This window comes from Aeromonas sp. L_1B5_3 (assembly GCF_963866575.1).
In the GTDB taxonomy this organism is placed as follows: domain Bacteria; phylum Pseudomonadota; class Gammaproteobacteria; order Enterobacterales; family Aeromonadaceae; genus Aeromonas; species Aeromonas jandaei.
In genome coordinates, this window is record NZ_CAWMDN010000006.1 from 1 (window position 1) to 26,572 (window position 26,572).

The 26,572-nt window shown below is 59.5% G+C and carries 25 protein-coding genes and 1 riboswitch; of the genes, 13 read left to right on the top strand and 12 right to left on the bottom strand.

The genetic code is table 11. From position 1 onward, the window contains the following. The first annotated feature begins 286 nt into the window (after window positions 1-286). From AACR93_RS01335 to AACR93_RS01350, 4 genes are all read left to right on the top strand, one after another. Window positions 287-736 carry a pullulanase gene (locus tag AACR93_RS01335; protein WP_043852136.1) on the top strand — a complete coding sequence of 150 codons (450 nt, stop codon included), beginning with the start codon at window positions 287-289 and terminating at the stop codon, window positions 734-736. Window positions 737-947: 211 nt separating this feature from the next. Then, window positions 948-3,095, top strand: a complete 2,148-nt coding sequence (locus tag AACR93_RS01340) for an adenosylcobalamin-dependent ribonucleoside-diphosphate reductase (protein ID WP_043852137.1) — start codon at window positions 948-950, stop codon at window positions 3,093-3,095. Window positions 3,096-3,105: 10 nt separating this feature from the next. Beyond that, window positions 3,106-3,789 carry a TSCPD domain-containing protein gene (locus AACR93_RS01345; RefSeq protein ID WP_041210370.1) on the top strand — a complete coding sequence of 228 codons (684 nt, stop codon included), beginning with the start codon at window positions 3,106-3,108 and terminating at the stop codon, window positions 3,787-3,789. 205 nt (window positions 3,790-3,994) lie between these two features. Further along, window positions 3,995-5,365 (top strand): PhoH family protein, encoded by a 1,371-nt coding sequence (locus tag AACR93_RS01350; protein ID WP_043852138.1) that lies wholly within the window; start codon window positions 3,995-3,997, stop codon window positions 5,363-5,365. 80 nt (window positions 5,366-5,445) lie between these two features. Here AACR93_RS01350 and thiQ read toward each other — a convergent pair whose 3' ends face one another. From thiQ to thiB, 3 genes are read right to left on the bottom strand one after another with little or no spacing between them, the layout of a single operon-like run. After that, on the bottom strand, window positions 5,446-6,141 hold the full coding sequence (gene thiQ / locus AACR93_RS01355; RefSeq protein WP_043852139.1) for a thiamine ABC transporter ATP-binding protein: 696 nt from the start codon (window positions 6,139-6,141) through the stop codon (window positions 5,446-5,448). Continuing rightward, window positions 6,128-7,771, bottom strand: a complete 1,644-nt coding sequence (thiP, locus tag AACR93_RS01360) for a thiamine/thiamine pyrophosphate ABC transporter permease (protein ID WP_043852140.1) — start codon at window positions 7,769-7,771, stop codon at window positions 6,128-6,130. Before thiP ends, thiQ begins: the two co-directional genes overlap by 14 nt. Further along, window positions 7,747-8,727, bottom strand: a complete 981-nt coding sequence (thiB, locus tag AACR93_RS01365; protein WP_043852141.1) for a thiamine ABC transporter substrate binding subunit — start codon at window positions 8,725-8,727, stop codon at window positions 7,747-7,749. Before thiB ends, thiP begins: the two co-directional genes overlap by 25 nt. Window positions 8,728-8,774: 47 nt before the next feature. Further along, a riboswitch (TPP riboswitch) is annotated at window positions 8,775-8,865 on the bottom strand. An 89-nt stretch (window positions 8,866-8,954) separates the two neighbouring features. On the opposite strand from thiB, the gene AACR93_RS01370 reads away from it, so the two are divergent. Next, complete coding sequence (locus AACR93_RS01370; protein WP_041210374.1) at window positions 8,955-9,245, top strand: PilZ domain-containing protein; 291 nt, start codon at window positions 8,955-8,957, stop codon at window positions 9,243-9,245. Here AACR93_RS01370 and AACR93_RS01375 read toward each other — a convergent pair. From AACR93_RS01375 to leuA, 5 genes are all read right to left on the bottom strand, one after another. After that, on the bottom strand, window positions 9,230-10,156 hold the full coding sequence (locus AACR93_RS01375; protein ID WP_043852142.1) for a hypothetical protein: 927 nt from the start codon (window positions 10,154-10,156) through the stop codon (window positions 9,230-9,232). The genes AACR93_RS01370 and AACR93_RS01375 overlap by 16 nt on opposite strands. Window positions 10,157-10,274: 118 nt before the next feature. After that, entirely contained in the window at window positions 10,275-10,874 is a 600-nt protein-coding gene (leuD, locus tag AACR93_RS01380) for a 3-isopropylmalate dehydratase small subunit (RefSeq protein WP_043852143.1), read from the bottom strand. Between the two features lie 12 nt (window positions 10,875-10,886). Further along, on the bottom strand, window positions 10,887-12,284 hold the full coding sequence (gene leuC, locus AACR93_RS01385) for a 3-isopropylmalate dehydratase large subunit (protein ID WP_043852144.1): 1,398 nt from the start codon (window positions 12,282-12,284) through the stop codon (window positions 10,887-10,889). A gap of 33 nt (window positions 12,285-12,317) precedes the next feature. Further along, on the bottom strand, window positions 12,318-13,403 hold the full coding sequence (leuB, locus tag AACR93_RS01390) for a 3-isopropylmalate dehydrogenase (protein ID WP_041210378.1): 1,086 nt from the start codon (window positions 13,401-13,403) through the stop codon (window positions 12,318-12,320). Continuing rightward, window positions 13,400-14,962: a 2-isopropylmalate synthase gene (leuA, locus tag AACR93_RS01395; protein ID WP_043852145.1), complete on the bottom strand. Its 1,563-nt coding sequence runs from the start codon at window positions 14,960-14,962 to the stop codon at window positions 13,400-13,402. The genes leuB and leuA overlap by 4 nt, the downstream gene beginning before the upstream one ends. 408 nt (window positions 14,963-15,370) lie before the next feature. On the opposite strand from leuA, the gene AACR93_RS01400 reads away from it, so the two are divergent. From AACR93_RS01400 to AACR93_RS01435, 8 genes are all read left to right on the top strand, one after another. Further along, entirely contained in the window at window positions 15,371-15,991 is a 621-nt protein-coding gene (locus AACR93_RS01400) for a TetR/AcrR family transcriptional regulator (protein ID WP_033114941.1), read from the top strand. Between the two features lie 126 nt (window positions 15,992-16,117). Then, complete coding sequence (locus AACR93_RS01405) at window positions 16,118-16,621, top strand: phosphatase PAP2 family protein (RefSeq protein WP_043852146.1); 504 nt, start codon at window positions 16,118-16,120, stop codon at window positions 16,619-16,621. Further along, the gene (locus AACR93_RS01410; protein WP_043852147.1) at window positions 16,618-17,727 is read left to right on the top strand and encodes an MJ1255/VC2487 family glycosyltransferase; all 1,110 of its coding nucleotides are present in this window, start codon (window positions 16,618-16,620) and stop codon (window positions 17,725-17,727) included. The genes AACR93_RS01405 and AACR93_RS01410 overlap by 4 nt, the downstream gene beginning before the upstream one ends. A 37-nt stretch (window positions 17,728-17,764) precedes the next feature. After that, on the top strand, window positions 17,765-17,917 hold the full coding sequence (locus tag AACR93_RS01415; RefSeq protein ID WP_104015791.1) for a hypothetical protein: 153 nt from the start codon (window positions 17,765-17,767) through the stop codon (window positions 17,915-17,917). A gap of 379 nt (window positions 17,918-18,296) precedes the next feature. Next, on the top strand, window positions 18,297-20,015 hold the full coding sequence (locus AACR93_RS01420) for an acetolactate synthase 3 large subunit (protein ID WP_043852148.1): 1,719 nt from the start codon (window positions 18,297-18,299) through the stop codon (window positions 20,013-20,015). Next, a complete protein-coding gene (ilvN, locus tag AACR93_RS01425; RefSeq protein WP_005311605.1) occupies window positions 20,015-20,509 on the top strand; it encodes an acetolactate synthase small subunit in 495 nt (164 codons plus the stop codon). The genes AACR93_RS01420 and ilvN overlap by 1 nt, the downstream gene beginning before the upstream one ends. A gap of 104 nt (window positions 20,510-20,613) precedes the next feature. Next, entirely contained in the window at window positions 20,614-21,240 is a 627-nt protein-coding gene (locus tag AACR93_RS01430; protein ID WP_043852149.1) for a LysE family translocator, read from the top strand. A 135-nt stretch (window positions 21,241-21,375) separates the two neighbouring features. Next, window positions 21,376-22,335, top strand: a complete 960-nt coding sequence (locus AACR93_RS01435; RefSeq protein ID WP_043852150.1) for a LysR substrate-binding domain-containing protein — start codon at window positions 21,376-21,378, stop codon at window positions 22,333-22,335. 90 nt (window positions 22,336-22,425) lie between these two features. On the opposite strand, the gene AACR93_RS01440 is transcribed toward AACR93_RS01435, so the two are convergent. The 4 genes from AACR93_RS01440 to AACR93_RS01455 form a co-directional block, all read right to left on the bottom strand. Then, the gene (locus tag AACR93_RS01440) at window positions 22,426-23,607 is read right to left on the bottom strand and encodes a M20 metallopeptidase family protein (RefSeq protein ID WP_043852151.1); all 1,182 of its coding nucleotides are present in this window, start codon (window positions 23,605-23,607) and stop codon (window positions 22,426-22,428) included. Further along, window positions 23,607-24,056 (bottom strand): hypothetical protein, encoded by a 450-nt coding sequence (locus AACR93_RS01445; RefSeq protein ID WP_033114935.1) that lies wholly within the window; start codon window positions 24,054-24,056, stop codon window positions 23,607-23,609. Before AACR93_RS01445 ends, AACR93_RS01440 begins: the two co-directional genes overlap by 1 nt. After that, window positions 24,053-24,871 (bottom strand): DUF3100 domain-containing protein, encoded by an 819-nt coding sequence (locus AACR93_RS01450; RefSeq protein WP_005339140.1) that lies wholly within the window; start codon window positions 24,869-24,871, stop codon window positions 24,053-24,055. The genes AACR93_RS01445 and AACR93_RS01450 overlap by 4 nt, the downstream gene beginning before the upstream one ends. 270 nt (window positions 24,872-25,141) lie before the next feature. Continuing rightward, complete coding sequence (locus AACR93_RS01455) at window positions 25,142-26,023, bottom strand: DMT family transporter (protein WP_043852152.1); 882 nt, start codon at window positions 26,021-26,023, stop codon at window positions 25,142-25,144. Window positions 26,024-26,572 lie beyond the last annotated feature (549 nt).

Here is a 26,572-nt window from a genome sequence, read left to right on the forward strand (position 1 = left end):
TCATCGAGCGGGGTTTTTTTATTGCCTGAAAATTACGTCTCCTTCCCGAAAAGCCTCTATTTCCACTAATCCATTCAATCACTTCGCTTTTTAATCCTTCTCTATTCAATTTTGTTGCACCAAAACCGGAGTGATCTTGCTCTCGTCTTTTGATTTGCCCGTCCGGGGTTGGGCATAAAAAGTACAGAATGTGATGATTCTACCTTTCTTGTGATTCCTGCTCTGCTTTAATGCCTTCGTCCACATGGATGGACCAAGGAATCACAATAAATTAAGGAATAGATACATGTTCAAAAGAACAGTAACGACGATACTGGCGGCGGGAACCCTGGTATTAGGTGGTTGTGCATCCCACGGTGGAGCGGAGCAGGCTACTGACAATAGCGATTTTGGCGGCAAGTCCATCTATCTGCGCGGTGAGATGAACGACTGGATGGCGACCGATGCGAGCAAGGTGGTCAAGGTAGCCGACAAGCTCTACATGGCGAAGGGCACCCTCAAGAAAGAGTGGGCCCCTTACAAGTTCAAATTTGCTGACTCCGGTTGGAGCTGTGGCACCAACTTCGGTTATAAGAGCCCGAGCGATGGCGTTGCCGTACTCGGTGGCGAGGCTGTACCGGTCAATCCCTGTTCCAAATATGAGGATATGAAGTTCTCACCGGATGCCGACGGGGTTTATGAGTTCTATCTGAATATGGCGGGTGATACGCCGACCGTTTACGTCAAGAAGCCCTGATCCATGTCTGAGTGTTAAATCTCTCAGTAAATTAATCAGTTAAGTGCCCTGGCGCAGAAACCTGCTGGCCAGGGCATTTTTTTAGGATAGAATCTGCGCCCTCATGGCAGTACCATCACTATATATTGTGTTGTTTTTTTCTAATGGCGCTATTGGTTGTGTTTTCTACTACTGTCATGACGTTGATGCATTCATATAAGGTTGATTGAAAATGGCTAAATCCAACCCGGTGCTGGAGAGCGAAGCTGGCTCCCGCCTCATCCCCCTCCAGGAAACGTCCCTCGAGATCTGGGATAGCAAATATCGCCTCAAGAGCAAGGATGGGCATCCTGTCGATGGCACTATCGACGAGACCTACCAGCGCGTTGCTCGGGCGCTGGCGGAGCAGGAGCTGGAACCGGAGGCCTGGTATGAGCCTTTCCTGTGGGCACTGCGCAATGGCGCCATTCCGGCGGGCCGGATCACCTCCAACGCTGGGGCTTTTGAGCACAAGCCTGCCACTTCGACCATCAACTGTACCGTCTCCGGCACCATCGAGGATTCGATGGATGATATTCTCGGTAAGGTGCACGAGGCGGGGCTGACCCTGAAGGCTGGCTGCGGTATCGGCTATGACTTCTCGACCCTGCGCCCACGCGGTGCTTTTGTCTCCGGTGCAGGTGCTTACACCTCAGGCCCGCTCTCGTTCATGGATATCTACGACAAGATGTGTTTCACCGTCTCGTCAGCCGGCGGCCGTCGTGGCGCCCAGATGGGCACCATGGATATCCGTCATCCTGATGTGATCGAGTTTATTCAGGCCAAGCGCGAAGATGGCCGTCTGCGCCAGTTCAACCTCTCCCTGCTCATCACCGAAGATTTCGTCAAGGCGGTGAAAGAGGATGCCCCCTGGTCGCTGATCTTCCCCTATACCGCTAAAGAGGTGGAGCAGGATGGCATTGCGCTGGACGATCCCGCTCAGGTGCTATGGGCCGACTGGCCCAACAAGGAAGGGGTTGTATTCAACGAGTTGGGGCAGGTCGCTTGTAAGGTCTACAAGACCATGCCAGCCCGCAAGCTGTGGAATGTCATCATGACCTCCACCTATGACTATGCAGAGCCCGGCTTCATCCTGATCGACAAGGTCAACCAGATGAACAACAACTGGTTCTGTGAAGAGATCCGCGCGACCAATCCCTGTGGCGAGCAGCCTTTGCCGCCTTACGGTGCCTGTCTGCTGGGTTCGGTCAATCTGACCAAGTTTGTACGCGACCCTTTTACTGAAAGCGCTGCGTTCGATTGGCAGGCGTTTCGCAAGGTGGTAGCCATCTTTACCCGCATGCTCGACAACGTGGTAGAGATCAACCAGCTGCCGCTAGCCAAACAGCGCGAGGAGATCACAGCCAAGCGCCGTCACGGCATGGGTTTCCTGGGGCTTGGTTCGACCCTGACCATGCTGCAGATCAAGTACGGCTCTGCGGCATCCGTGGCCTTTACCGAGCAGGTATCCCAGGAGCTGGCGATGACTGGCTGGCAGGAGTCCCTGCGTCTGGCCAAGGAGAAAGGCTCTGCCCCCATCATGGAGCAGGAGTTTGAAGTGACTTGCAAGATGCTGCGTCTGCGCCCGGAAATGGCGGCTGATGGCATCAAGGTGGGTGACAAGGTGAAGGGCAAGGTGCTGCATGCGCGCTATAGCCGCTATATGCAGCAGGTTGCCGAAGTGGATCCTGCGCTGGTCGCCGAGCTGGCCGAAGTGGGTGGGCGTTTCACTCACCACAGCAGTATTGCACCGACCGGCACCATCTCGCTGTCACTGGCCAACAACGCCAGCAACGGCATTGAGCCGAGCTTTGCTCACCACTACAGCCGCAACGTCATCAAGCCGGGCAAGAAGAGCAAGGAGAGCGTGGATGTCTACTCCTTCGAGCTGCTGGCCTATCGCGAGCTGGTGAATCCGTCCGCCATGCCCTATGCCGATGATGAGGCGAGCCGTCTGCCAGACTACTTCATTACTGCCGATGACATCACCCCGGCGCAACATGTGGACATTCAGGCGGCGGCCCAGCGCTGGATCGACTCCTCCATCTCCAAGACTGCCAACGTGCCGACCGATTTCCCGTTCGAGCAGTTCAAGGACATCTACATGTATGCCTCGGACTCCGGCCTCAAGGGATGCACCACCTTCCGCTTCAATCCGGAGGCTTTCCAGGGCGTGCTGGTGAAGGAGAAGGATCTGGAGAACACCCTGTACGATTTCACCCTGGAGGATGGCTCCGTCATCTCCGTCAAGGGGAACGAAGAGATTGAATACGATGGTGAGCTGCACACTGCCGCCAACCTCTACGACGCCTTGAAAGAAGGCTATTACGGTAAATTCTGAGAACGACATTATGGTCAAAAAGATCGACAAGAAAATCGTCGCCTACAAGGTGCGTACCAAGGATGAGCCGCAAGAAGAGCTGGCCCCGCAGGATGACGTGGTGCACATGCATGAAACCGTGCTGCGTCCGGAGCGACTGATGGGAACCACCTACAAGCTGAAGACGCCGGAGCATGTCTCCGAGCACTCTCTGTTTATCACCATCAACGACATCATTCTCAACGAGGGCACGGTCCACGAAACCCGCCGTCCGTTCGAGATCTTTATTAACTCAAAGAGTCTGGAACACTACCAGTGGATCGTGGCGCTGACCCGCATTATCTCAGCCGTATTCCGCAAAGGTGGAGATGTCACCTTCCTGGTGGAGGAGCTGCGCTCGGTGTTTGATCCCAAAGGCGGATACTGGAACAAGGGCAAGTACGTTCCATCGCTGATCGCCGAAATCGGCAACGTGATCGAGAGCCATCTCACCGAGATCGGCATGCTCAAGGCGCCGGGGCTGGACGAGCATCAGCAGGCGTTTCTGGCCGAGAAACAGGCTGAGTTGAAAGCCGCTCAGGAGGCCGAAGAGCAACAGGCTGGCAGCGGTTTCCCGGCCAATGCGGCGCTCTGCTACAAGTGCCACACCAAGGCGCTGGTGCTGAAGGATGGCTGCATGACTTGCCTCAATTGTGGCGATTCCAAATGTGGTTAATCCGCTAGATAAATAAAAAGACCGGCCCGATGGCCGGTTTTTTATTGCTGATTTTCTGTTCGAACGATTCTGGTGCTGCAAGTGATTTGTTGCGTGATGGTAAAATCGGGCGTAGCGTTGAAGGTAATAAAACTGTCACGGCCGTGTGGTTTCAATGACATCCGAGATTCACACACGTGGCCCTTCAGTGCCAAGGAGGATGCTTATGGACAATACGGACCGAAAGCTGTTTATCCTGGATACCAACGTTCTGCTTCACGAACCCCTCGCTATCTACTCCTTCAAAGAGCACGATGTGCTCATCCCCATGACGGTGCTGGAAGAGCTCGATAACATCAAGGATCGTCACAAGGATGTCAGCCGCGACGCGCGGGTAGCCATCCGTGCGCTGGAAGATGTGTTCCGCGATGCGACTCCGGAGCAGATTGCGCAAGGAGTACCGCTGGCCGGCGAGGCGAGCGGCCATATCTGCATCTTCAGCGATCACCATCTGCCGCAGGATGCCGAGGTGTTCACCGACAAGGAGGCCGACAACCGCATCATCAACGCGGCTCTCTATCTGCAAAAGCATGAGTTGAAGCGTCAAGTGGTGCTGGTCACCAAAGACATCAACATGCGCCTCAAGGCCAAAGGTGCCGGTCTTGCCCACGTTGAGGATTATCGCAGCGACCAGCTGATCGACGATATCCGCCTTCTGGCCAAGGGCTTTCAGGTGGTGCCCGGCAGCTTCTGGGAGCGGGTTGGCGAGTGTGAGAGCGAGACCCACGGCCGCGATACCATCCATGTGATCGATGCCAACCTGCTGGAGGGGGTTCACGTAAACCAGTATCTGGTGGATGAAGAGAATTTCTTTGCTGCCCGGGTGCTCAGCCACGATAGCCAGAAGATCCGTATCAAGGATCTGGGGCGTGAGCGACTGATGTCCCGCAAGGCGTGGGGTGTACATCCCAAGAACGTCTATCAGGGGATGGCGCTGGATGCACTGCTGGATCCGCACATCGATCTGGTGATCCTGACCGGCCCGGCCGGTTGCGGTAAAACCTTGCTGGCCATGGCTGCTGCGCTGGAGCTGGTGATCGAGAAGGGGATCTACGAGAAGGTGATCGTCACTCGAAATACCCCGGAAATTGCCGAGAGCATCGGCTTCCTGCCCGGTACCGAGGAGGAGAAGATGATGCCCTGGCTGGCGGCGGTAACCGATACTCTGGAGGTGCTGCACAAGCAGGATGAGAACATGAGCGGCTCGCTCAGCTACATCATGGAGAAGGCCAATATCCAGTTCAAATCGGTCAACTTCATGCGCGGGCGCAGCATCCAGAACACCTTCGTGCTGCTGGATGAGTGCCAGAACCTGACGGCTTCCCAGATCAAGACCATCATTACCCGTTGCGGCGAGGGCACCAAGATCGTCTGTTCCGGTAACCTGGCCCAAATCGACTCCAACTACCTGAGCCCGGTGACCTCGGGTCTGACCTACATTGTCGAGCGTTTCAAGGATTTTGACGGCAGTGCCAACATCTTCCTCAATGGCGTGGTGCGCAGCCGACTGGCTTCGTTCGCCGAGGAGAACCTCTGATTTCACCCGATATGTTTGCATTAAAAGGGGAGGCCAATCGGCCTCCCCTTTTTGATCTCGGTGCAGTCTTGTGCCAAGGGCTATTGACCCAGATAGCGCAGCAGCCCCGGGTGGTTGCTGTTTTGCAGAATATCCGGCTTTCCCTGCAGGGCGATGCGGCCCTCGTCTACAAAGAGCACCTGATCGGCAATCAGCTGGGCATCTTCCGGATTGTGGGAGACCATCAGTACGGTAATGCCCTGCTCGCAGGCGAGGCGGGCCACTTCCGCCAGCATCTCCCGACGCAGGGCCGGATCGAGGGCCGAGAAGGGTTCATCCAGCAGCAGCAGTGGTTTGCCCCGAACCAGTGCGCGGGCCAGCCCGACTCGCTGCTGCTGGCCGCCGGAGAGCTGCTCCGGCAGGCGGCTTAGCATCTCACCGAGACCAACCCGCGCGGCAGCATCGATCACTTGTGCTCGCTGGGTTGCACTCAGGCGCAGACCCGGGTGCAAGCCGATGGCGATATTGTCGAACACCGACAGGTGCAGGAACAGGTTGTGATCCTGAAACAGGGTGGTGACTGGTCGCTCGGCCGGGCCCAGCGGCAACAGATCTTCGCCATCGAAGCTGAGGCTGCCTGACTCCACCGGCACGAAACCGGCGATCATCCCGAGCAGGGTCGACTTGCCTGCGCCGCTTGGGCCAATCAGCGCGGTGATCTCCCCCTTGGGCAGCTTCGCGCTGAAGCTGACGCGCCAGTCGGGGTAGCTGGTCACCAGCGTATCAATGTTCAGCATGTTTTCCTCCAAGTCCCCGTTCAACCAGCCAGAACAGGGAGAAACAGAGTGTCAGCAGCAGCAGGGCGGTGGCGGCTGCCTCGGTCAATCGATAGCTGCCAAGCTGCTGGTAGAGCAGCCAGGGCAGGGTGGTGAGCTCTTGGCTGCCAAACATGGCGATGGCGCCAAGATCACCCAATGAGAGGATCATCGACAGTGCCATCGCCAGTGCCAGCGGGCGGCGCAGCAGCGGCCACTCCACCAGTCGCAGGCGATGCAGGCCACGTACTCCCAGGCTGTCCGCCAGCCGGTCATACTGGCGCACCACCAGCTGCATGGGGGCGGAGAGGGTGCGCAGCACATAGGGTAGCGCCATCAGGGCGTTGACCAGCACCACCAGCCAGGGCCCGAGGGCGAACACGTCGGCAAAGGGCATAAACAGGATGAACAGGCCCGTAGAGAGCACCACGGCCGGGATCATCAGGATCACCGAACCGCAGGCCTCCCACAGGGCGGCAGCCCGTCGCTTGCGAGCCCGTACCCGCAGATGACGGCTGGTGAGCAGCAGTGCGCCACCGAGCAGGGTAGCCAAGGCTCCGGCTGCCAATGCAATCAACAGCGACTGGCCGCTCGCCTGCCACAGCTTGGCGGAAGTGAGCGCCGTCAGCAGGCCGGGGTGGAGGCCGGCGACGACGATGGCCAGCAGCGGTGGCAGAAAGATGGCGAGGCCGATACAGAGCGAGAAGAGATCCACCAAGGCCGTGCCCGGTTGATGGCGATCCGGCCGAAGACAGGGACGACGGGGAGTCACCCGACTGGCCGGCGTAGTCTGCAGCTTGTGCTGCAGGAGCAGCAGGGTGGCGGTCAGGATGAGCTGCACCAGCGCCAATCCGCCAGCGGTGGCGAGATCGAAGTCAAAGCGCAGCGCCTGATAGACGGCCACCTCCAGGGTGGTCGATTTGGGGCCGCCGCCCAGCGCCAGCACGGTAGTGAAGCTGGTGAAGCAGAGCATAAAGATGAGGCTTGCCAGCCCGGGCAATATGCCGCGAATGAGCGGCCACTCCAGCAGCCGGAAGATATGGGATGAGCGCATGCCGAGCTGGCTGGCGAGGCGCCAGCTCGATTCGGGGATACTCTCGATGCTCTGCAGGATGAGACGTGCCGCCAGCGGCATGTTGAAGAAGACATGGGCCAGCAGAATGCCGAACAGGCCGTAGAGATAGTTGCCGGGATCCAGTCCCAAGCTGCGCAGCAGTTGCGGCAGCCACCCCTGTTTGCCGTGTACAGCCACGATGCCGAAGATGGCGATGATGACCGGCAGTACCAGCGAAAGACCGAACAGCTTGATAAGCAGGGGTCGGCCAATGAAGCGGCGCCGTGCCAGCGCGCGGGCCACCGGAATGGCGAGCCCCAGGCTCAGCAGGGTGGAGAGCAGCGCCTGCCAAAGGCTGAAACCCAGCACATGGCGCAGATAGGGGTCTGCCAGCAAAGTGCGCGGCGCCAGCGAACCGGCCTGCCACAGCAGGGCCGCCAGCGGCCCGAGGGACAACAGCAGGATCAGCAGGGTGGCTGCACTGCCCGGCAGCCACCAGAGGGGGCGATCCTGTTGCTTCAGCGCGAGCTGACTCACTGTGCGACGGCTTGCCGCCATTCGCGGATCCACCCTTTGCGATTGGCGGCCACCTCATCGGCACTGAAGGCGAGCGGCTTGGCTACGGTGATCATCTGCTCGAAGCCCTTGGGTAGCGGCGTGTCGATAACCGGATACATCCAGTTGCCGGTCGGGATCTCGTTCTGGAAGGCGGGGCTCACCATAAACTGCAGGAACTGGTCAGCCTGCTTCTCCTGTTTGGCGCTCTTCAGCTTGGCGGCCACTTCCACCTGACGGTAGTGACCCTCCTCAAAGGCGGCAGCCTGATACTGGGGCTTGTTCTCGGCAATAAGGTGGTAAGCGGGGGAGGTAGTGTAGGAGAGCACCATGTCCGCTTCGCCATCGAGGAACATGCCATAGGCCTCGGACCACCCCTTGGTGACGGTGACTGTCTTCTTGGCAAGCGTGGCCCAGGCTTCAGGAGCCTTGTCACCGTAGACAGACTTCATCCACAGCATCAACCCCTGCCCCGGGGTAGAGGTGCGGGGATCCTGATAGATCACCTTGAGATCGGGGCGCTCCACCAGCTCTTTCAGGCTTTTGGGCGGCTGCTTGAGTTTCTCCTTGTCATAGACGAAGGCGAAGTAGCCGTAGTCGTAGGGGACAAAGGTGTCATCCTGCCAGCCACCCGGCACCTTGATGCCGTCGAGCTTGGCGGGATGGGGGGCGAACAGGCCGCTCTGCTTGGCTTCACTGATGAGTGCATCATCCAGCCCCAGCACCAGGTCGGCCTTGCTGTGGTTGCCCTCCAGTCGCAGCCGGTTGAGGATGGCGACGCCATCTTCGAGGGGAACCAGATTGAGGGTACAGCCGCACTCCTTCTCGAAGGCTTGCTTGATCTTGGGACCGGGCCCCCAGTCGGCAGTGAAGGAGCTGTAGGTGTAGACGGTGAGGGTGTCGGCGGCGAAAGCCTGAGCCGAGAGCAGGCTGGTGGCGACCAGCAGCAGGGTTTTCATCAAGGGCACTCCATTATGAGGTGCCAGCGGATGAGGGCGCAAAAAATGAGCGCCGTGCCTCAAATTCCTCCGCCAGCATTATCTGGATCAGGTTCACGGGTATAATCTCAGCGGTAAACCGCACCCCGTTTGAGAAACGCACCGCATTGTATTAACGTTCTTTTGGGTAGACCAGCACAATTGTGCGTTGCCCATGAGATGATTCCCACTCAACAGAGGATCTTCGCGTGCTTACCAGTACCAAGGAAAGACGTGCTTTTGCACGTATGGTCATCAATGCTCCGGTTACCGTCTATCAGCAGCATCAGGTACTGGAGGGCATCTGTCGGGATCTCAGTGCCAACGGCATGGGGATCTCGGTGGCGGAACACCAGCTTGATACAACCCAGCCGATCCGGATCAGCCTCGCAACCAACAACAACCTGCTTCCCCCTTTCGAAGCCCATGCCCGGATCATTCGGGTGCTGGAGGAGGAGACAGGATTGCTGCTGGCGGTGGAGTTTCAGCCTTTGGGCTGAACCGGTTGTACACTCAACTGCTTGCCATCGACCAGCGTTTTGCTGGTCGATGCTATTTGGCCAGCCGGTAATGCGGCAGGGCCGGTAGGTTCTAGCAGCAGATAGGATTGTCCCTGCCAGCTGATGGTGGCATCACCTGGTTTGGTGGGCAGGTCGACTGCCAGCATCGCGTGGCCCGGGATAAAGACCATGGCCTGTTTCAATTCGGGAAAGAGCTGGGCCAGCAGGGCGGCCATAAGGGTCACCTTGCTGTCGCAATCGCCGCGGTTCTGTTCCAGTACCTGACGGGGAGTGAGAAACCCCTTGCCCTGCCGTCCGTTCAGACTGTCCAGCTGCTGGTAGGGGATGCTCTGGATAAAGGCGAGCATCTCGGCCACGGTTTTCTGGCGCGCTTCCGGCTCGCTGCTCCCCTGCTGTTTCAACTGCTCAGCCAGCGGCGCCACCGTGCTGCGGCTCTCCAACGCAATGCGAACATGGTCCTGCTTAACCGCCAGCTGGCCATCCGGTGGAGTAAAGTACTGGAAGTAGTGTTTGGTCAGCCACGCCTGCTCCTCTTTGCCCCGTTGCGTTTCCAGCCAGGCCATGGCCTCTTTGGCCTTATCCTGATTGTGACTTTTCAGATGCAGCTCGAGGGAGGGGCGAGAGAGGGTAAACTGCACCTCGGGGTAGTTCTCGCGTACCCCGCGCAGCAGGGTTTGCAGTACCTCCTCTTCCATTCGTGCCGGACGATAGGCGATAAGGGGCGGCAGTTTGCCCTGCTCCAGCCGATAGGTGAGCTGGCGGGGTTTGCCAGCGCTATCTTGCCAGCCGACATTGATCTGGCCGAGGCTGTTGGTGAAGTAGGTCTGGGCAGCTGCAACCGGCAGCGCCAGCAAAGTGCAGAGTAAAAATATCGCCGTCGTTCTCTTCATCGTCCTTATCCTGTCTTGAGGCCGCATCCCTGGCCTGCTGGTTGAAGCGCATTGGCGGAAATAAAAGAGGGAGCCGAAGCTCCCTGTTGATTCTACTCGTTTTTTTGCAACTGGCGCGTTAAATCCAGCTCGGCTGCTTCGCTTCAAAAGCGCTGATGGCGGCCTCGTGCTGCAGGGTCAGGCCGATGGCATCCAGCCCGTTGAGCAAGCAGTAACGGCGGAACTCGTCGATCTCGAAACCGAAGCTGAGCTCACCGGCGCGTACCTGATTCGCTTCCAGATCCACTTCAATCTGGATGCCCGGTTTGGCGGCCACCAGCTGGAACAGGGCATCGACCTCCTCCTCCTTCAGGCGCACCGGTACCATGCCATTGTTGATGGCGTTGCCGTAGAAAATGTCGGCAAAGCTCGGGGCTATGATGGTCTTGAAGCCGTAGTCGGCCAGCGCCCAGGGGGCGTGCTCGCGGCTCGAGCCACAGCCGAAGTTCTCGCGGGCCAGCAGGATGCTGGCACCGGCGAACTGCGATTGGTTCAGCACGAACTCGGGGTTGGGCTGCAGACCAGCATCGTCCAGGAAGCGCCAGTCGTGGAACAGGTGCTTGCCAAAACCGATGCGGTTGACCTTCTGCAGAAACTGCTTGGGAATGATGGCGTCGGTGTCGACGTTGGCGCTGTCGAGGGGGACGACGATCCCTTTATGCTGTTTGAATCCTGTCATCACTCTTTCCTCTTACAGTGCGCGAATGTCGGCGAAGCGGCCGGTGACGGCTGCGGCGGCAGCCATGGCCGGGCTCACCAGATGGGTACGGCCAGCGCGGCCCTGACGCCCTTCGAAGTTGCGGTTGCTGGTGGAGGCGCAGCGCTCCCCCGGTTGCAGCCGGTCGTTGTTCATGGCCAGACACATGGAGCAGCCGGGCAGGCGCCACTCAAAGCCCGCTTCGATGAAGATCTTGTCGAGACCCTCGGCTTCGGCCTGTGCCTTCACCTGCTCGGAGCCCGGCACCACCAGCGCCTGCACCCCGGCGGCCACCTTGCGACCGCGAGCGATGGCGGCGGCGGCGCGCAGATCCTCGATGCGGCTGTTGGTGCACGACCCGATGAACACTTTGTCGATGGCGACATCGGAGAGTTTCTGGCCCGGCTGCAAGTCCATGTAGGCGAGCGCCTTGCGGGCGGACTGCTGCTCCATCAGATCGCTGAAAGATTCCGGTGCCGGAATCGGCTCATTGACGGCAATTACTTGACCCGGGTTGGTACCCCAGGTGACCTGCGGGGCGATGTCGGCGGCGTCCAGCACCACTTCGGCATCGAAGTGGGCACCTTCATCGCTCTTGAGGCTCTGCCAGTAGGCGATAGCCTGCTCCAGCGCCTCGCCCCTGGGGGCAAACTCCTTGCCACGGATGTAGTCGATGGTGGTCTGATCGGGGGCGATCATGCCGGCTTTGGCGCCCAGCTCGATGGCCATGTTGCACACCGTCATCCGCCCTTCCATGGTGAGCCCTTCTATGGCTTCGCCAGCGAACTCCACCACGTAGCCAGTACCACCGGCGTGGCCGACCTTGCCGATAATGGCCAGTACAACGTCCTTGGCGCTGATCCCCTCGGCCAGCTTGCCATTGACCGAAATCCGCATGGTCTTTGCGCGACCCTGTTTCAGGGTCTGTGTGGCCATCACATGCTCCACCTCGGAGGTGCCGATACCGAACGCCAGCGAACCGAAGGCGCCGTGGGTGGCGGTGTGGGAGTCGCCGCAGACGATGGTGGTGCCGGGCAGGGTGATGCCGAGCTCGGGGCCCATCACATGGACGATCCCCTGATATTTGTGGTTGAGATCGTAGAGGCGAACCCCGAACTCCTTGCAGTTGGCTGCCAGTGTCTCCATCTGGATGCGGGCCATCTCGCCGGAGGCGGCGATGTCCTTGGTGGTGGTGGAGACGTTGTGATCCATGGTGGCCCAGGTCAGATCCGGACGACGCAGCTGGCGGTTCATGGCGCGCAGGCCATCAAATGCCTGCGGGCTGGTCACTTCATGTACCAGATGGCGATCGATGTAGATGAGGGGCGTTTCCCCTTCCACTTCCCGGACCACATGGGCGTCGAATACTTTCTGATAGAGGGTCTTGGCCATTGCTTCTCTCTTCCTTGTTATCTGTTCTTCAGCTCAGATCCGGGCTGCGATCTGGTCGCCCATGGTGGCTGTGCTCTGCACCGGATGGCGGGCGCTGGCCTGATGCAGATCGGCGGTGAAGTAACCCTCGGCCAGGGTCTGTGCTACGGCCTGCTCGATGGCCTGGGCGGCGGCTTCCTGGCCTAGGCTGTAGCGCAGCATCAGGGCGGCGGAGAGGATCTGGGCGATGGGGTTGGCGATCCCTTTGCCTGCGATGTCCGGGGCCGAACCACCGGCCGGTTCGAAGAGGCCGAAACCCGATTCGTTGAGGCTGGCGGAGGGGAGCAGCCCCATGGAACCGGTGATCATGGCGCACTCGTCGGAGAGAATGTCGCCAAACAGGTTGGAGCAGAGCAGCACGTCGAACTGGGAGGGATCCTTGATGAGCTGCATGGTGGCGTTGTCGATATACATATGGTTCAGCGCCACGTCCGGGTAGGATTTGGCGACTTCGGTCACCACCTCGCGCCACAGAATGGAGGAGGCGAGCACGTTGGCCTTGTCGATGGAGGTGACCTTGCCACGGCGCACGCGAGCCGATTCGAACGCTATCTTGGCGATGCGCTCGATTTCGAAGCGGTGGTACACCTCGGTGTCGAATGCCTTCTCGTTCGCTCCTTCTCCCTCGCGTCCCTTGGGCTGGCCGAAGTAGATGCCGCCGGTCAGCTCGCGCACGCAGGCGATGTCAAAACCGCGATCCGAGATGTCGGCTCGCAGCGGGGAGAACTGTTCCAGACCGGTATAGATACGGGCCGGACGCAGGTTGCAGAACAGCTTGAAGTGAGCGCGCAGGGGCAGCAGGGCGCCACGCTCAGGCTGATCGTTGGGGGGCAGATGCTCCCATTTCGGGCCGCCCACCGAACCGAACAGCACGGCATCGGATGCTTCGCAACCCGCGATGGTGCTCTGCGGCAGCGGAGTGCCATGGTTGTCGATAGCAATGCCGCCCACATCAAAGTGCTGATAGTCGAGGGAGAAGCCGAATTTAGCCTGTACTTTTGCCAGCACCTTGACGGCCTCGGCCATCACTTCCGGGCCAATGCCGTCACCCGGCAATACTGCGATCCGATAACTGCTCATACTGTCTCCGTCTTGATTGTGTTATTGCGTTCCATCTGTTCGGCGACCTGATCGGCGCGCCAGATGCTGTTGATCACATGCAGCAGGGCATGGGCTGAGGATTCGATGATGTCGGTGGCGAGCCCCATGCCGTGGAATTTGCGCCCTTTGTACTCGGCGACGATATCGACCTGACCGAGAGCATCTTCCCCTTCGCCCTTGCTCTTGAGGGCATATTTGTCGATGCGGATCTCGTAGCCGGTGATGCGGTTGATGCACTGGTAGACCGCATCCACCGGACCGTTGCCGGTGGCTGCTTCACTGACCACCTCACCGCCCACCTTGAGCTTGACCGAGGCGGTCGCCAGCACCGAGCTGCCGCTCTGCACGCCGAGGTACTCCAGCTTGAAGTGCTCCGGTTCCTCGTGGATTTGGCTGAAGAAGGCGAGCGCCTCCAGGTCGTAGTCGAACACTTGCCCTTTCTTGTCGGCCAGGGTGAGGAACTTGGCGTAGAGATGGTCGAGATCGTAGCTGCTCTCGGCGTAGCCCATGGACTCCATCCGGTGCTTGATGACGTGGCGGCCGGAGCGGGAGGTCATGTTGAGGTTGTTCTGGGTCAGGCCAATGCTCTCGGGGGTGATGATTTCATAGGTGTTTTTTGCCTTGAGCACGCCATCCTGATGAATGCCGGAGCTGTGGGAGAAGGCATTGGCCCCGACGATCGCCTTGTTGGGCTGCACCGGCATGTTGCAGAGCTGGCTGACCAGCGTGCTGGTGCGATGAATTTCGTTGTGACGGATGTTGGTGTGCACCCCGAGCAGATCGGCGCGGGTTTTGAGGATCATCGCCACCTCTTCCAGCGAGCAGTTGCCGGCCCGCTCGCCGATACCGTTGATGGTGCACTCAATCTGGCGAGCTCCCATCTGCACTGCGCCGATGGAGTTGGCTACCGAGAGCCCCAGATCGTCGTGGCAGTGGACCGAGATGATGGCCTTGTCGATGTTTGGCACCCGGTTGAACAGGGTCTGGATGATGCCGGAGAACTCGGTCGGCACCGTGTAGCCGACGGTATCCGGGATATTGATGGTGCGGGCGCCGGCCTTGATGGCGGCCTCCACCATGCGGCAGAGGTTATCAATCGGCGTGCGGCCCGCATCCTCGCAGGAGAACTCCACATCGTCGGTGTAGCGCAGCGCATGCTTGATGGCGCTGGTGCCCATCTCCAGCACATCCTCGAAGCTCTTTTTCAGCTTGCTCTCCACATGGATGGAGGAGGTGGAGATGAAGGTATGGATGCGAAAGGCGTCGGCAACCCGCAAGGCTTCACCGGCGGCATCGATATCCTTGGGCAGGGCGCGGGCGAGGGCGCAGACCCGGCTGTTCTTGATATGGCGGGCGATGGTCTGCACCGAGTGAAAATCGCCGGGAGAGGAGACCGGGAAGCCTACCTCCATGACGTCGACACCGAGCCGCTCCAGCGCCTGGGCAATCTGCAGCTTCTCCTTGACTGTCAAACTGGCCGCCAGGGCCTGCTCACCATCACGCAAGGTAGTATCGAATATGATGACCCGATCTGACATGTGACTTCCCTCTTCCTAAGTTCGGTGACGTGCATCCTGCTGCGGCATAAAAAAACCCGTGCAGGGTGCACGGGTTTTTGTAAATTCCGGCTATGCCTTAGCCCGGCTACAAGGATCCCGCGCGAGTTAACGCGATTAGGGAGATTAGTAGTAGCGGGGTGGCAATACGCATGACGTTGTTGTCCTTGCAGTCGATAACGCCTTTACCAATATCGAGATTTTTATGCTGTGTCAACACGCGCAGTCAGGGGAAATCTGCTGGGATATTTAATCGGATTGTAAAGGATTGCAAATTTCCTTGTCCCATATTCGGCCCATGACGGATTATCTGGTCATTCCTGCTGTGCTCTCTATCTCTGCACAACCAGATCGACTTATCAGCATTGGCTGAATTTTCTGAGGTGTTAAATGGAAAAACGTAGACCAGGTCGTCCGGTCGGACGTTCTGACATTCGTGACAAGTTGCTTGCTGCCGCCCGTGAGCGTTTTCTCAATACTCCCTATAGCAAGGTAACTACACGCGAAATCGCGGAGCTGGCTGGCTCCAACTTGGCGATGATCCACTACTACTTCGGCAGTAAAGAGGGTCTTTACAAGGCGGTACTGGGTGATGTCGCCGAGCCGCTTGACCATGCCTGGCAAGATGAACACAGCAACCACAGCCTCAACGAGCTGCTCAACACCTACTATCAGGTGATGGCGCCCAACAGCGAGCTGACTTCCGCTATCTCCAGCGCATTGTCGACCGAGAAGAGCCCGGGCCGGGATTTTGTGCTGAGCCGTCTGCTGGAGCGTCAACTGCCGCAGTTCGACGCCCTGCTGGAAACCATGAAAACCAACGGCGAGCTGGGTGACAATCTGGATCCCGAGATGCTGAAGATCTCCTTCCTCAGCATGATGTGGCAGCCGTTCGTGATGAAAGATCTTTACGAACAGGTATTTGGCCTGAAAGTGGACGAACAGTTCATGGCTCGTCTGGCGGATCACAACTGCCGCCTGATGGAGACCGGTTTGCGCGGCAATCACTGATAACCGCACAACCCATCGATTAAAAAGGGCCGTTTGGCCCTTTTTTCATAAATCTGTTATCCCCCGTTCAACACCCTGTCATCCCGCCTCCCTACTCTGCAATGAGATCTCGGGGAAGGAGGGGTTATGAACAAGATCCAGCAATGGGACCTGCAGGTATGCCGGGTCTGTCTGCTGCACACCTATAACCGGCAGCAAGCCAGGGTGAGTCGCCTTGTCTCCCGTACCGGTGACGGCCCGCTTTACGCTGTGCTGGCCGCCTTGCTCTGGTGGCAGGGGGAGAGTGAACGCGAGCTGGTAAAGCTGGCGCTGCTCGCCTTTGCCATCGAATTGCCGCTCTATCTACTGCTGAAAAACAGCCTGAAACGGCAACGGCCAGTCGGTTTGCCGGTCTTTATCACCCCCTCCGATCGTTACAGCCTTCCCTCCGGCCATACTGCCGCAGCCTTCTTGATGGCCACCATACTGGCGACCGGTTTTCCGCTCTGGGCGCCGCTGCTGTTTGGCTGGGCGGCGCTGGTGGGAGCATCCCGGCTGCTGCTCGGGGTTCACTACCTGAGCGATCTGGTGGCTGGCGCCTTGCTGGGGGGCGGCTGCGCCTTGATAGCCCTCTGCTGGAGTCAGGGATGAAGATACTGTTTGGCGTGCAAGGCACCGGCAACGGCCATATCAGCCGCAGCCGCACCTTGGCCCGGGCGCTGCGAGCGGCCGGGGTCGAGGTGGATTATCTCTTCAGCGGGCGACCCGCTGACCGTTACTTCGATATGGAAGAGTTCGGGGAGTACCGCACCTTTGCCGGGCTCACCTTTGTCAGTCATGAGGGGCGGGTCTCGCCGTGGCGTACCCTGCAGGCGGCATCGCCGCTCACCTTCTGGCGGGATCTGCAAAGGCTCGACTGCCACGGGTACGATTTGGTGGTGAGCGATTTTGAGCCGCTGACCGCCCATGCCGCCCGCCGCTGCGGCATCCCGAGCCTTACCGTCAGCCATCAGGCCAGCTTCAACTGGCCGATCCCCCGCTGGGGTGAAGATGGCTTGAGTCGCCAGTTGATGCGCCACTTTGCGCCGGTCAATCAGCCGCTCGGGCTGCACTGGTTTCACTTCGGCCAGCCAATTTTGCCACCGGTGATCGATCCTGTTCGGGTGATGCCGGATAACGGCGAGATCCTGGTTTATCTGCCATTCGAGCAGACCGAGGCGATCGCCGCCCTGTTGTCGCGCTTTGGCCAGCAGCGCTTCGTCTGCTTTCACCCAGCCATTCGTAACCCGAGCCAGTGGCGCAACCTGCGCTTCGAGCCCCCCTCGCGCCCCGCTTTTTTGACGGTGCTGGCGGGGTGTCGCGGCGTCATCTCCAACGCCGGCTTCGAACTCGCCTCCGAGGCGCTCAGCCTCGGCAAGAAGTTGCTGGTCAAGCCCCTTGGCGGCCAGTTCGAGCAGCTGACCAATGGCAAGACGCTCGAGATGATGGGGCTGGCGACCCTGATGGATTACCTCGATGCCAATCTGGTGCGCAGCTGGCTCGACAGCGCATCGCCGGGGATGGTCTGCTACCCCGATGTGGCGAGGGAGTTGGCCTGCTGGCTGGCTGCAGGGGCCGAGGAGAGCGTCTCCTCTCTGTCACGTCGGCTCTGGGGGAGGACTCTGTTTCCCGAAGAGGTGAGCGATCGCCTGAGCGAGCTGGAGGGTGGTGAAGGTTTGTCTGGCTGCTGGTTATCGCAAGTGAGCGCGGTTGACTAGACTGAAAGGCGATCCCACCAAGGAGAGGATGGAGCAAATGCGCTTTACCAATGAAAACGGCGAAGTCATGAACCTGGCTGACAATCTCACCCTGCACGAGCTGCTCGATATGGGTGTCAGCATCTCGGTCAGTGAAGAGACCGATCCGGATCAGCAGATCTGGTTGGCCGAGCCGGAAGATGACCACTAGGTCGCACTACTGCCACAAAGCCCGCCCCTGTCGGCGGGCTTTTTTATTGCCGTTTTTTCACCTGCCAGCACAATTCTCTGCCTATCAGCGTGACAGCTTCCCCTTTCTGTTACCGCCGCTCTTATGGCCGGGCACTGTCTGAAATGTCTGACTGGAACCCGCCGACAAAGCCGTGGACAAGCGTTCATTGGCGGGTTAAGTTGGTTTTTCACCCGATTTTCGGGTCAATGATGGAAAAATCCTTTTTTTCTGCTGCCGACGGGGCTGAATTGGGCCGATCTGCCTTCAGATAACAACAAGAAACGGATCGGGCCGTGCCGGGAAGCACGGCATCGTCGGCGGGATTCGCTAAACGGAGCAAAGCCTGGAGGGCTTTATCATGGAGATGTTATCAGGCGCCCAGATGGTGGTTAGAGCGCTGGAGGATCAGGGAGTGGAGCACGTCTTTGGCTACCCTGGTGGCTCGGTGCTCGACATCTATGACGCTCTCTTCGAAAACGGCAAGATGGAGCATGTCTTGGTGCGGCACGAGCAGGCCGCGGTGCACATGGCTGACGGTTACGCCCGTTCCACCGGCAAGGTGGGAACCGTGCTGGTCACTTCCGGCCCGGGGGCAACCAACTGCATTACCGGTATTGCCACCGCCTATATGGATTCCATTCCGCTGGTGATCCTCTCCGGTCAGGTGCCGACCAGCATGATCGGTGAGGATGCGTTTCAGGAGACCGACATGATCGGTATCTCCCGCCCGGTGGTGAAGCACAGCTTCCTGTGCAAGAAAGCCAGCGACATTCCGGCCGCCATCAAGAAGGCCTATTACATTGCCGCCAGCGGCCGCCCGGGGCCGGTGGTGGTGGATCTGCCCAAAGATGTGCAGAATCCGAAAGAGAAATTCCCCTACGAATACCCCGAGACGGTCTCCCTGCGCTCCTACAACCCGACCAAGTCGGGCCACAAGGGCCAGATCAAGCGGGCCGCCAAGTTACTGGTGGATGCCCAGCGCCCGGTCATGTATGTGGGTGGCGGTGCCATCAACGCCAACGCGGATCATCTGGTGATCAAGCTGGCGGAACTGCTGAACCTGCCGGTGACCACTACCCTGATGGGGTTGGGCGCCTTCCCGGGCACCCATCCGCAATCCATCGGCATGCTGGGGATGCACGGTACCTTCGAAGCCAACAAGACCATGCACAACTCGGATCTCATCTTCGCCGTGGGAGCCCGCTTTGATGACCGCGTCACCAACAACGTGGCCAAGTTCTGCCCCAATGCCACCGTGGTCCATATCGACATCGACCCCACCTCCATCTCCAAGACAGTGCAGGCCCATGTGCCCATCGTCGGCTCGGTGGAAACCGTGCTGGAGCAGATGCTGGAAGTGATCCGCGAGTGTGGCTTCGATAACGACAAGGAGGCGCTGGCGGACTGGTGGAGCCAGATCAACCAGTGGCGCTCCCGTCACTGTCTGGCCTACGAAAAGTCGGCTACCCAGATCAAGCCGCAGCAGGTGATCGAGACCCTCTACAAGGTGACTCAGGGTGAGGCGTTCGTTGCCTCCGACGTCGGCCAGCACCAGATGTTTGCCGCGCTCTACTACCCGTTTGCCAAACCGCGCCAGTGGATAAACTCGGGGGGCCTCGGCACCATGGGCTTCGGCATTCCGGCCGCCATGGGGGCCCAGTTTGCCAACCCGGATGCGGTGGTCTGCTGCGTCACCGGCGACGGCTCGGTGCAGATGAACATTCAGGAGCTCTCTACCTGCATGCAGTACGGGGTGCCCATCAAGATCATCTCCATCAACAACCGTGCGCTGGGCATGGTCAAGCAGTGGCAGAAGATGTTCTACGGCGGCCGTCACAGCCACTCCTACATGGAGTCCCTGCCGGACTTCGTCAAACTGGCGGAAGCCTACGGCCACGTCGGTATCGCGGTGAGTGATCCGGCTGAGCTGGAGAGCGCCATGGAGAAAGCCTTTGCCATGAAGGATCGGCTGGTGTTCATGGATATCTCGGTCGACCCGGATGAGCACGTCTATCCGATGCAGATCAAGTTTGGCGCCATGGATGAGATGTGGCTGAGCAAGACGGAGAGAACCTGATGAGACACATCATTTCAGTACTGCTGGAGAACGAATCCGGCGCCCTGAGCCGCGTGGTGGGTCTCTTCTCCCAGCGCGGCTACAACATCGAGACCCTGACGGTAGCGCCGACCGAGGATCCCACCCTGTCACGCATGACCATAGTCACCATGGGTGACGAGCGGGTGCTGGAGCAGATCCAGAAGCAGCTGCACAAGCTGGTGGATGTGCTCAAGGTGTGCGACCTGAGTGAAGGGGAGCATATCGAGCGGGAGATCGCGCTGGTCAAGGCGCGTGCCGCCGGTGGGGCCCGTGACGAGCTGAAACGGTTGGCGGATATCTTCCGCGGCCAGATCGTCGACGTCACCCCCGAGCAGTACACGGTACAGCTGGTCGGCACCAGCGAGAAGCTGGATGCCTTTATCAAGACTGCCGCCCAGACCAACGAGATCATCGAAGTGGTGCGCTCCGGCGTCTGCGGCATCTCGCGGGCGGACAAGGCGCTGCGGCCCTGATGGCTGGCGGGACAGCTGATGATGCGTCAGCTGCCGCAGAGTGAAAGAAAAGAGGGCTCTGCGGAGCCCTCTTTGTTTGGTTTTTCTTTACGAGGGGAGGGGGGATGTTCGGTATTCATGATCTTGCACTGTTTATGGTCTCGGGGTTGCTGCTCAATATCATGCCGGGGCCCGACTCTCTGCTGGTCATGCTGCGCAGCGGCTCGCAAGGGTGGCGTGCCGGTTCGGTCGCGACGTTGGGCATTGGCACCGGTGTCATGGTGCATGTGCTGGCGGCGGCCCTCGGTCTGTCGGCCCTGCTCAGCGCGTCGGCCGAACTGTTTGCCCTTATCAAGCTGGCTGGCGCCATCTACCTCATCTATCTGGGGTTCTCCCTGCTGCGCCAGCAAGCAACGGGTTCCATGGAGAGAGGGGCCACCCTGCCAGCCCTCTCCTATGGCCAGATTTACCGGCAGGGGGTGCTGACCAATGTGCTCAACCCCAAGGTAGCGCTCTTTTTCCTAGCCTTCGTGCCCCAGTTCATTGCACCGGATGCCCCCGACAAGGCGCTCGCCTTTATCCTGCTCGGCTGCATCTTCAATCTGGGCGGTATCATCTGGTGTCATCTGCTGGTCTTTACCACCGTCTATGCCAGCCACAGGGTACGGTTGTCACAGCGTCTCGGCTGCTGGCTCAACCGGGGCATCGGCACCCTGTTTGTCGGACTCGGGATCAAGCTCGCCAGCGACTAGCTCGCCGCTTTCTGACCTGGGGCAGATTATCGTGCGCCGCGCTGTGGTATGGTCGGCAGTCAGCTGCGGGGCCAGCCCCGCTCTCTCTTTTTCAGGTCAGCCCCACTGGCCGCAGCAGCGAGATCCCTTGCCCAGATGAACATCGCCCGGCTCAAGAACTTTACCGAGATCGTGAAGAACAACTTCAACATCTCGGCGACGGCGGAGAAGCTCTATACCTCCCAGCCAACCCTCAGCAAGCAGATGAAGATGCTGGAAGATGAGCTGGGGCTCGCCCTCTTTACCCGCAAGGGGAAGAATCTGGTCGGCTTGACCAGCGCAGGCGAGCAGGTGATGGAGCTGGCCAAGGGGGTAGTGGCGCAGGTGGAGCAGATCAACCAGCTGTCGCTGGGGGAGCAGTTGGCCACCAGCGGGGTGCTGCGTATCGCCACCACCCACACTCAGGCGCGCTACAAGCTGCCAGCGGTGATCACCGAGTTCAGCTGTCGTTATCCCGATGTGGCGATCCAGCTCCATCAGGGGGCGCCTGCCCAGCTGGCCCAGATGGTGCAAAGCGGCGATGTGGATATGGCGATCGCCACCGAGTCCATGTATCTGTTCGACGAACTGGCTGCGGTGCCCTGTTATCGCTGGGGGCGCAGCGTGGTGGTGCCCCACGGTCATCCGCTGATCGACTGTCAGCCGCTCTCGATGGCCGATCTGGCCCGCTATCCCCTCATCACCTATGTGTTCGGCTTTACCGGCCGCTCCAAGATGGATAAGGCCTTCAGCCGCCATGGCCTCTCGCCGAAAACCGTGCTGACCGCCACCGACACCGATGTGATCAAGCACTACGTCCGGCTCGGGATGGGGGTCGGGGTGATTGCCAGCGTGGCCTTCGACGAGGGGGACAGGGAGGATCTGGTGAGCCTCAATATCGACCACCTGATCGCCTCGAGCGCCACCCACATCTGCCTGCGCAAACATGCCCACCTGCGCGACTACATGTACGACTTTATCCACCTCTACGCCCCCCATATCAGCCGGGAGACGGTGCAGCTGCACCTTATCAACCAGCCGCCCGCCGCCAATATGGCGGAGTTGCCGTGGCTCTAGCCGCAGGTTGTTTGTCGTACACAGAGCAAAAATACAGAGACAAAAAAAGAGAGGCCTTGGCCTCTCTTCTGGTTTTATCGGGATGCGGGATTAAGCGCTGCGGGTCGCCAGATTGATAAAGATCTGGGCTCCGACCAGCAGGCAGTCGTCATCGAGGTAGTAGGGGTTTGCATGCAGGTAGTTGCAGATCCCCTTGGCCTGACAGCCGCTGCCGAGGAAGAACATGGCCCCCTTGCGGCTACGGCAGGCGTTGACCATGTAGCTGAAATCCTCGCTGCCGGTCATCGGCTGACCCTGAGCGTTGATCCCCTCGGAGGGCAATACGTCGGCGGCCGCTTGCAGCAGACGGGCGCAGGCATCTGCGTGGTTCTCGACCGCCGGATACCCGGCATAGACCATTTTGGTCTTGAAGCCGCGAAGTTCGCTCTGGGCCACGATCTCCTTGAAGCTGTTCTTCAGGATCTGGTCGGTCTCGGCATCCATGGCACGGATGGTGCCGCGCGCCTGCACATGGTCGGCGATGGCGTTGGGGATGGTGCCGCCGTTGATCATGCCGCAGCCAAACACCGCCGGGCTGAACGGACTGGTGCGCTTGGCGACGATGTAGTCCATATCCTCGATGATCCGCACCGCTTCGCGGATGGCATCCAGCCCCTTGTGGGGGGTGGAGCCGTGGGCGGAGATACCGTGCACATCCAGCGTCCAGGCAGAGCCCCAGGAGGACATGACTCCGTTGTTGAACTTGATGGTGCCGGTCTCCATGGCGCCGTCGTTATGGAGGGCATAGACCTCGTCCACCCCCTTCATGCAGCCCAATTCCACCATCTTCTCGGCGCCCGGCACCCGCATATCCTCTTCTGCCATCTGGAAGATAAAGCGGACGTTGTACTGCAGACGATCGCGGTTGGCGGCCAGAAACTTGGCCGCAGTCAGGGCGATCGCCATATGGGAGTCGTGACCACAGTTGTGAGCCATCCCCTCGTGGGTCGATTTGAACGCAACGTCGCTCATGTCGTGCATCTCGAGGCCATCCATGTCGGCACGGAAGGCGATGGTCGGCAGTACCGGGTCAACCACCAGATCGCCGTGGAAACCGGTGAAGCCCGGATAGTCGGTGAGACGGTAGCCAAAGCCTGCCATCAGCTCGCGGCAGTAGGCCGAGGTCTTGAACTCGACACCGGAGGCCTCCGGAATGGTGTGCAGGTGGTGGCGCACTTCCTGACTGAAGTCGCGCAGGGCCAGCAGGGCCGGTTCAATGTGGATGTTGTTCATCAGATGATCCCTTGAATGGAGAAGCCGAGTTGGGCCACCAGCGAGGCGCCGAAGAAGCAGCAGGTGGAGACGATCATGAAGATCAGGATCACTTTCCAGGACATCTTCTTCAGCTCTTCCAGCTGACCGCCCACCGAGAGACCGGCGAAGGCCAGCAGCGGTACGCAGCAGGAGAGGAAGGAGATCTTGGCTACGGCGTCGATAAAGAGACCGCGCACCGGGGTCTCCGGCAGGCAGATGAGAATGCCGATGATGGTGGCATAGGCAAATGCCGGCAGGGAGGAGGGCAGGTAGCGCTTGGCAATCAGCGAAGCGAACACCACCAGTGACATGGCGATAAAGCTGTCACCCATCAGCCAGAGCGGGGTGCCGGTGGTCAGGGTCTGGGTAAACATGGCCAGCAGGATCGCCAGAAAGACGAACCGCATATCCATTACGATGCTTTTCATGCTTTCTCTCCTTTGGCAGTCAGGGCATAGATTTTTTCAGCGAGCGGCAGACCCAGATAGGTGAGAGAGAGGGCGCCGAGGGCAGACGAGAGCAGGTTCGAGGCTGCCGCGATACTCAGCACCTGCTGAGCCAGCGCTTCGTCGAGACCGTTGATCAGGGCGCCGGAGGCGGCACTCAGCATGGAGCCTGAACCCACGCCGGAGCCGGCAGCCAGCGCCAGCGGGTGCAGACCGGTGAGCGGGGCGATACTGCCCAGCACGCTGAACCAGAGGGTGCCAATGACGGAGCCGCACAGGTAGATGGCCAGCACACCGATGTACTCCTGGGAGCCGGTGCCGAACTTGCCCTGAATGACCGCAACGGACGGCTCACGGCTGATGGAGGAGCAGGCCCCGATGGCGCGGCGGCCAAAGCCGAACTTCACCGCCAGCGGAATGGCGATCAGGATCGGCAGCAGATTGCCAATCTCCTGCAGGAACAGCGGCACGCCGACGCTCAGGATCATCTTCAGGTTGGGGATGATCATCCCCGCGTACTGGGTACCCAGGATCAGCAGGCTGAAGCCTACCATCTTGCCGCAGAAGCCCTCTTCTTTTTCGGTGAAGAGCTGTTTCCAGCCGGGGATGCGATCCTTGACCGGTTTGGCGGAGACAATCATGCCGATGATGACGGCAAAGAGCATTGGCAGGATCGGGATGATGGCGATGCCGATCTTGATCTCCTGTTTGCCTATCAGGTACTGGGCCACAAAGATCAGCATGGCGGTTGCCAATATGCTGACCGTGACCGTCTTGAGGGGGCTGGTTTGCTGCATAGTTTTTTCTCTTGTTATTCGTGAGTGTTCCACTTAAGTGCCATCGCCCGCCCGCGAGGCTGGCGAATGATGGGGGCATGATAGGGAGGGTCGCGGGGGAGGAATGTGACCTTCATCAAGCTGGCCATATGGCATTTTTTCATGGGGTATGCCCTTTAACCCTATGGATACCGAGGGTTAAATGCCGTTAACAGAACGTCAGCATTGGCAGGACAAGATAGGCAAACAGGAGGGAGATGATGACACCGCCCCGCAGGGCAGTGACGCGTATCAGACGGGCGTTTTGAGCCGTGCACTGCGCAGCAGCAGGGGTAGTTGGTAGAGCACCAGGGCGCCGAGCACCAGTCCGGCTCCAGCCAGTTTGGCGCCGCCGAGCGGCTCGCCATAGAAGAGGGTGCTCAGGATCAGGGTCCAGACCGGTTCCAGCAGCATCATCAGGGCTGCGTGAGCGGTAGTCATCTTGCTCAACGCATGAGTGAGCAGCCAGTAGCGCAGGGTGGTGGCGATCAAGACGCTCGCCGCAAACCAGCCCCAGATACTGTGACTGACACCGGCCTCGGGCCACTGCTCGGTCAGCAGTGAGAGCAGGGTGCCGAGCAGACCGGTCATCGCCAGCTGGATGCAGGTGAGCCAGGTGGGGGCGATGGATTGGGCGAAGTGGCGATGGACGGCAAGCTGGATGCCGAGAGTGGTGGCCGCCGCCAGAAACCAGAACAGCGAGAGCGACACGCCCCAGTGGGTACTGCTGGAGAGCAGCAGCAAACCGGCGATAGCGATGGGCAGGGTGAGCCAGTAGTGGCGGCCGGGTTTGGCCCGAAAGGCTGCCCAGGCGGCCAGCGGGGCCATCAGGGTGGCGACACTCATGATAAAGGCGCCGCTGCCGAGCGCATCGCTCTGGCTGATAGCGGTGACCCACAGCAACAGGCTGGCGCCGAGCAGGGTGCCACAACCGGCAGCGCGCACCATCTGGGCTCGGCTCGGCGGTGGCTCGCGCAACCAGGCCAAGGGGAGCAAAAGCAGGGCGGCCAGCAGAAAGCGGCTGCCGATAAAGGCGGCGGGCGGCAGTTCGCGGATCGCCTCTTTCGAGAAGAGCCAGCCGGCGGCGGCCAGCAGGGTGACCAGTACCATCAGCAGCAGGGGCGTGCGGTTCATAGCGCTTGTAGTGGGGAAGTGGGAAGGGGAGCATAAAGAAAGGCGCCGGGTATTGCTACCCGGCGCCTTTCATCTTTGCCCTGTTCCGCTTGCGCGGCATCAGGCCAGCAATCAGTTCATGCCGTATTATCACACTGCGTGTCTAATGCTGTTTGGTTATGTCTATAGGTTGCATCTATATTGTTGATTTATATCGTCTAAATTTCCATGGTTGTCTAAAGTCATCTTAGGGGATATAAGACAAGTGTGGGTTCAAGTGTGGGTTCAAAATGGCAATCTCAGATTCAAAACTCAAAGCAATGCTGCGTGGTCACGATGATGATACGCCCAGAAAGGTTGCGGACAGGGATGGGCTATCTGTTCTGTGGAGGAATAGCGGAAAAGTCAGCTTCGTGTACCGTTATCGAATTGTAGGCAAGGCAAAAAACCTGACTCTGGGATCCTATACCGGCCAAGAGGGGGGGCTGTCGCTTTCCGAGGCAAGGAAAAAGGCGGCGCAATGTCGAGCTTGGTTGGAAGAGGGCTATGACTGTCTCTTATACACATCTC